Genomic DNA, 7704 nt, shown 5'->3' with positions numbered 1-7704 from the left:
ATTAAAAGTAGTAGATGAAGAAGTAGCAAAAGCAAATGCAATATTAAATAATCCAGAAGCAACAGCAGAAGAAGTAGAAAATGCGATAAATGGATTAACAAAAGCAATGGCAGGATTAGAAGCTAATTCAACTAACCTTGAAAATACTGTAAAACCAGGAGATACAACAGTAAATGCTACTAAGACAGGAGATACAACAAATATGATGTATCCACTAGCAGGATTAGCAATTGCTGCTCTAGGGTTTTATAGTAATAAAAAAAGAAGAAAAATAGATTAATATTATAATTTTAAAATTTGTATAGACTAAAATAAGCAAGGGTTATCCCTCGCTTATTTTATGTTTTATTGTGAATGATTCAAAATTATGTGTTAAATAAAAGAGCCAGTATTAACTTGATTGATGAAGCTAAGTTATCTGGCTCTTTTATATGAGAGAGAAAAATAGTAAGAACTATTATAAGAGTTATTATTGATAATTTATTAATGTTGTTATAAGGAATGAAATTATTATAATAGTTCTTTTTGATTAGTTGCGTATAAATATTCGTCGATAGTATTTATAATACGATCTACAATTAAAGCCTCAGGATTATTTTCAAGTAATCCTTCACGTACTTTTGTATACTGAATTGGCATAAATTGGCTTAAAAGATTTAATGGAATTCCATAAGTATTTAAATTGTTGATCATTGTATTTATTGCGTTATTTACATTAGGTAGAGGCATGTAGTAACGACAACGATCTGAGAAAGAATATTTACGTTTTAGACGTATTTCTAATTCAGTACCTTGATAATGTTTTTTCCAGTATTTGTCATCATCTAACATTGCTTTGTCTAAAGCTTCAATTAAATTACTTGTTTCTACATCCATGCCATATAAAAGTTCTTTTTCAATATGTGCTAGAGCAAATAAGGCTTCACGCATAGCAAATGTAAGACCAGGACCTACTTTTAAGATTCCTACACCATCTTCAACTAATTCTTTTAATTTAATTTTTGTTTGGTAATCAGTAGAATGACCTTCAAAAATTAAATTAGGATAATCTTTAATTGAAGCCATTAACTCTTTGGCCTTTTCACGATCGTACTCAGTACATCCAGAATCCTTTTCTTCAACCCCAGGCTGTACTACAACTGCAATAACATTATCCCAAGCATCTTGTAAATCATTATCTAGGAATGCTTTTTCAAATGTTGCTACAGTAGCTTTGAAATCTTCTACTTTTGTCACAGCGACACCATTATCTTCTGCACCAACAGCACCTCCTGGAATTGGAACTTCACTACCGACGATATAAATAGGAGCAATTGCATCAGGGTCTTTTTCTAATAATTCAGCATATGTTTCTTGTGCAACTTTGGCTAAGTATGCTCCACGTCTAGCAATAGTTTCATCGCTTAGACGAGTATCTGGATCATCATCATTAACTTTCATACTTGTATCAATATGAATTTTAGTAAATCCAGCTCCTACATAATGTTTAATTAATTCTGTTGCATTTTCCATTGCTTCTTTTTCATTAAGAGTAGTCCAAGTAAGTGGTCCTAAATGATCTCCACCAAGGAATAATTTATTTTTGTCAAAACCTACTTCTTCAGCAATTTTTAAAACAAAGTTTTTAAAATCTAATGGAGTCATACCAGTATAACCACCATTTTGATCACATTGATTGGCTGTACTTTCAATCAATACACATGAACCATCTTGTTTACCGCGTTTTAATGTAGCTTCAATTACATATTTATTAGCACTGCATGCTGAATAAATTCCAACAGCTTTACCTTCTTTTTGAAGGGCTACAAGTTTTTTTAATGGATTAGTATTCATTATTTTTATCTCCTTTCGCCAATATAATAACAATTATGCTTTTAATAGTATTTAGAATTGTTAAAAATTATTTTGCACTTTTTAGATTGTTTTATACTTCTCGTAGAATTATTTAAATAACTTAGCAAAATATTATTACAAATAAAAAAATTGTGTTATAATCGAGATGGAAAATAATAAGAAAAGAGGAATAAATATGCCATTAGTTACAACAGAAAAAATTTTATTAGATGCTCAAAAAAATAAGTATGCAATTGGAGCTTTTAATGTCGAAAATATGGAGATGGTTATGGCTGTTGTTGCTGCTGCTGAAGAATTAAAATCACCAGTAATTTTACAAACAACTCCATCAACAGTAAAGTATGCTAGTTTAGATTATTTTTATGCTAATGCAAAAGTTGCTGCTCAAAAAGCTAGTGTGCCAGTTGCTATTCATTTAGATCATGGAAATAGTTTTGAACTTGCAATGCGAGCATTAAGAGTTGGTTATACCTCAATTATGATTGATGGTTCACATGAATCATTTGAAGATAATATCAAAGTTACAAAAGCAGTTGTTGATGCTTGTGCACCTTCTAAGGTAAGTGTAGAAGCTGAATTGGGTAAAGTTGGTGGTAAAGAAGATGATTTAGATGGAGGAGATGGTGGTTATACTGATCCTTTGGAAGCAAAAGAATTTGTAGAAAAAACAGGTGTTGGATCTTTGGCTGTTGCGATTGGAACTGCTCATGGAGTTTATAAAGGTGAACCTAAACTAGATTTGGATCGTCTTAGCGAAATTAAAGAAGTCGTTTCTATTCCACTAGTATTACATGGTACTTCAGGAGTACCTGATGAAACAGTTAGTGAATGTGTAAGACGTGGTATTTGTAAAGTAAATTATGCAACTGATTTAAGAATTGCTTTTTCAAAAGGGGTTAAAGAATATTTGGCACAAAACCCTGATGCAATTGATCCAAAGAAGTATTGTGGTGTTGGACGTGAAGAAGTGAAAAAATATGTAATGTCAAAAATGCATGTTGTTGGTAGTGTAAATAAAATATGATTAATGCCTCCAGTTAAATTTTTAATTGGAGGTTTTTGGTATGTTAACATCTAAAAATAGAAATGTGTTATTTTGACAAAAATATAAAGATTTAACTTTTTTGTTAATTATAAAAACTGCAAAAAAATAACCAAAAATGAAACAATATCTTCTTCTATTTACTATATTTAATGTTGAAAAAAGCATATTTTAGATTTTTTATTAATTTTATTAGTTATAAAAACTGTAAATGATTTGTTAATTATTAAAAAAATTACAACTTTTTGTATGGTAAAATTATATTGAGTTAATTATTTAACTTGAGATTAAGAAAGGAGAAAATGAATGAAAAAAGTATTTGCATGCACATTAGTGGTAGCGCTTACGTTATCTTGTTTTCCATTAACAAATAAGAAAGTTTCTGCTTTATCTAATAATGTTGATGTTACAACCACAGATAATCAAGTAGTGATTGGAAACGAATATCTTGAAAGACAATTTTCAATTACAAATAGTAAATTGGAAACGACAGGTATAGTTAATAAGCGCACTGAAAATGGCGAGACAGTTTTTACACCAGCTACTGGTAGTGAAGAATTTATTATTAAAATGACTAAAGAAGAAAAAGAACCAGTTTCTTTAGAAGCTATGGATCGTAGTAATTGGTCAGCAGTGGCAGATAGTTATCAAAATGCAACGGGATCTAGTGATGGACCTGCTTCTAATTTAATTGATGGCAATCTTGATTCAATTTGGCATAGTAATTATGGGGGAGGTACTGGAGGTCAGTCTTATCCTTATAATGTGTTATTTAATTTACATGGTGAAACAACCTTCCAGTCTTTTTCTTATACACCAAGGCAAAATGGTGAAGGAACAAATGGAAATCTTAAGGGATATCAGCTTTGGGTATATAATGGACAAGTAGGCGGGAATTTATCTTTTGATTCAGAACAATGGGTAAAAGTTTCTGAAGGAAATTTTAATTATAACGGGGTCAATCCTATTTATGTTAATTTACCTCAAGAAACAACTGCTACACAAGTTAAGTTGGTGGCAACGTCTGCAAATAATGGTTTATCATTTGCAGGTGGAGCAGAATTTAATTTACATAAAGATAAAGCTCCAGAAGAAGTTGAAGAACGTTCTTTAGAAACTAGTGATTTAACATTAAAATCTAATGGAGTGAGGGTAGAAGATACTAGTGCTACTATTAATGATGTTGAAAAAGTAGGTAAAAAAGTGACTTTCTCTTTTGAACCATATGAGTTTAAAAATGTGGAATACACAATCAATGAAGTAATTGTTATGTATGAGGGAGATCACTTCATGCGCAAGTATTTGGAAATAAGTGTTCCAGAAAATCAAGCTGAAAATGCTGTAATTGATTATATTGATTTAGAATCTTTGAATGTAAATGAAAGTGATACGACTTGGACAATTCCATCAGGAAAAGGTGGCGTTGTTGAAATGGATGAGTATAAAGCTAATCTAGGACAACCAATTTATATTCAAGGTATGTTTATGGGATGTGAGTTTCCAGTAACAGATACCCAAATTGTTGATGGAAATGGGTATATGAGATATTATTCAGGAAAATCTTTTAATAAATTAGTTGAGGATAATCAAGCAGCTGATGTAGATGGTAGAATAAATTATATGACTTGGCAAACTGTAGCAGGTGCAGCTAGAAGTACAGAAAATGCGGTAATTCAATCGGACTTCTATGACTATATTAAATCTATTGCTACACCTTCAGAGTTTAGAATCCAATATAATTCATGGTTTGATAACATGATGTTAATTGATGATAATAATATTCTTGAATCATTTATTGAAGTAGATAAAGAATTAAATAAAACAGGAACTAGACCTTTGGATTCATATGTAGTAGATGATGGGTGGAATAATTATAATAATACTCGAGTAGTCGATGCAGCTCGTTCAGGAACTACATTAAATTCTACAGGATTCTGGGAGTTCAATAGTAAATTTCCTAATGGGTTAACTGATTCTAGTGAACTGGTTAATAACTTTGGAAGTAATTTTGGGGTTTGGGTAGGACCGCGAGGTGGATATAATTTCTATGGTTCATTAGCTGATATTTTAGCTAAAAGTGGCAAAGGTAGTAAAGCAGGAGGTTCTGTTGATGTTGCAGATAGAACATATGTAGAAAATTTCCAAGAAATGGCTATTAAATGGCAGAAAGATTATAAAGTAAATTATTGGAAATGGGATGGATTTGCAGATAGAGCGCAATTTAATGCTTTTCCAGCAACAGATGGTGTACCTGGATATGCCAATAATCACATGACAGGTGGCTATAAAAATATGTACCATGTAACAGATTTATGGGAAGCATGGATTGATTTAATGGAGGCTGCTCGTCAAAGTGAAATAGATGATAATATTAATAATTTATGGATTTCATTAACTTGTTATGTAAATCCAAGCCCTTGGTATTTACAATGGGCTAATAGTGTATGGATGCAATGTACCCATGACCGTGGGGATGCAGGACCAATTAATAATAAGATGGATACGATGTTAACATATCGTGAAGCTGTATATTATGATTTTATTAAATCGCATGAATTCCAATTCCCGTTAGCTAATATTTATAACCATGATCCTGTTTATGGTACAGAAGGTACAGGTATCAATATTAACTCTATGACTGATGAACAGTTTAAAAATTATTTATATATGATGTCAACTCGTGGAACAGGATTTTGGGAATTATATTATTCTGATTCAATCATGACAAAAGGTAAATATGAAATTAATGCAGAATTCTTAGCTTGGGCTGAAGAAAATTTCCATATTTTACAGAATGCAAAAATGATTGGTGGGAATCCAGCTAATGGTGTTAAATTAGGTGGAATTGGAGCTTCAACAGAATATAATGCTTATGGTTTTTCTGCTTGGGATGGTGAAGATGGTATTATTTCAATGAGAAATCCTGATACAACTGCTAAAACAATTACATTTACTTTAGATCGTAATATAGGTTTAGCGGAATCTATTCAAGGAAAAACATTATACAATACGTTGATTCATAGTTATGAAATGCCTGAAAATGGAAATGACGCATATAAGACATTTAACTATGGAGATGAAGTAACAGTTACATTACAACCTGGTGAAACAAGAATTTGGTCTTTATCAACAACTGCTGATACAAAAGCACCAAATTATATGCAGTTAGCATCTGATGGTGATAAAACACTTACGATTAAATTTGATGAAAAAGTAGCTGGAAATAGTTTTGCAGTTGAAGTCGATGGTAAAGAAGTTGAAATTGCACATGTTAATAAGAGTGTTGATCAAATTTCTTATGAAATTATTTTAGCTAATAGACCATTAAATGGTAGTAAAATTGTTGTTAAAGCAAAGGATATTACTGATTTAAATGGTAATTCAGTTGAAAATACAGATAAAACAGTTGTATATCATAAAAATAATGTAACTTTAACAGTTAATGCATTTGCTTTAACTGGAGAAAAGATAATAGGAACTGCTACTAAATCATTAAGTAATAATAATGGTTTTAGTGTTATTGCAGATATTAAGACTGCAATTGCTGATAAGCTTCTTGCTAAACAAACAAATGGTTATGAATTAGGAATTAATAAAGATGGAAAAGCTTATTTTACTTTAAATGGAGCAACAGCTACATCTAAAGTAGTTATAAATGACAACGAAAATCATACAATTCAAGCTATTAAAGAAAATAATGGAATTCTAAAATTATATGTAGATGGAAATTTACAAAGTTCTGCATACAAATTAGAAAACAAAGCTTACACAATTGAAGCCGGTACAACAACAATAGGCTGTGATGGTTTTGAAGGGACAATTGGTTTAAAAGTATTAGATATAGCATTAGGATATGATGAATTAGTAACTGATGAAGAAAGTGGAATGGTTCCACAAGATAGGATCACTACAACGGCAACATCATACGATAATGGTGAGGGAGCAACACCAGATCGTGCTAATGATGATAATATGAATACATATTGGGCAAGTTCTGCAGCTGCAGATAATACGGTAACACCTCAATATTTAACCTATGATCTAGGAAGTACATATAAAATAAGTAAATTCCAATATATACCTAGATATGATGGAAATGTAGGTTTAAATTGTACAGGTAATCTCCTAGAATATATTATTGAATTTAGTGTAGATGGTCAGGTGTGGAATCAAGCTGCGACTGGAACAACAATTAGAACTGATCGTGGAGTAACGGACATTGTTTTAGATAAAACAGTTGAAGCTAGATATGTACGTTTAGGTGCGACTGCAACTTATCATTGGCAGGCAGCTAATGCAAATAAAATACTTGCTGCAGCTGAATTTAAAGTATATGGTCAAGAAATTATTGACATAGCAGAATTAGAAGCAAGAATTGAAGAATTAGATATCATTGATACAACAACGTCAACTATATCTAGTGTGGAAAAATTTGAAGAGCTATTAATGGAAGCAAAAGATATATTAAATAACCCAACTTCACAAGAAACTGTTGATGATATGGTAACATCATTAGAGAATGCTGAAAATATTTTAGTTGCTCGTGGGAATATTAATAGTTTAGTAGTTTTAGTTGCTGAGTATAGTAGTTTAAAAGAAGCTGATTATACAACAGAATCATGGGTGACTTATACAGTTGCTTTAAACGCTGCAAAAGCTATTATTGCTGATAATAGTAATAGTTCACAAAATGATGTTGATCAAATAAGACAAATGTTAGTAGATGCTAAAAATGCTTTAGTAACAGTCGAAACACCAGTTACAAACAAACTAGCATTGCAAGTAGCAGTAGAAACAGCAAAAGCAGT

4 protein-coding genes are annotated in these 7704 nt (G+C 31.2%); 3 read left to right on the top strand and 1 reads right to left on the bottom strand.

The window, feature by feature from the left end; genetic code table 11:
• On the top strand, positions 1–280 hold a 280-nt coding region (locus ACLR9T_RS12955; RefSeq protein ID WP_413109924.1), incomplete at its 5' end, for an LPXTG cell wall anchor domain-containing protein.
• A gap of 230 nt (positions 281–510) precedes the next feature.
• Here ACLR9T_RS12955 and ACLR9T_RS12950 read toward each other — a convergent pair.
• Entirely contained in the window at positions 511–1836 is a 1326-nt protein-coding gene (locus ACLR9T_RS12950; protein ID WP_413109925.1) for a class II D-tagatose-bisphosphate aldolase, non-catalytic subunit, read from the bottom strand.
• Positions 1837–2029: 193 nt separating this feature from the next.
• Between ACLR9T_RS12950 and fba the strand changes: the two genes are divergently transcribed.
• Together fba and ACLR9T_RS12940 are read left to right on the top strand one after the other, a co-directional pair.
• Positions 2030–2878: a class II fructose-1,6-bisphosphate aldolase gene (gene fba, locus ACLR9T_RS12945; RefSeq protein WP_413109923.1), complete on the top strand. Its 849-nt coding sequence runs from the start codon at positions 2030–2032 to the stop codon at positions 2876–2878.
• A gap of 324 nt (positions 2879–3202) precedes the next feature.
• Positions 3203–7704: discoidin domain-containing protein (locus ACLR9T_RS12940; RefSeq protein ID WP_413109922.1), on the top strand; the 4502-nt coding region annotated here is incomplete at its 3' end.

It is taken from the genome of Thomasclavelia sp. (assembly GCF_047249845.1).
GTDB lineage: Bacteria > Bacillota_I > Bacilli_A > Erysipelotrichales > Coprobacillaceae > Thomasclavelia.
Note: the sequence above shows the minus strand (reverse complement) of the source record. Positions and strands in the feature narration are given on the sequence as shown.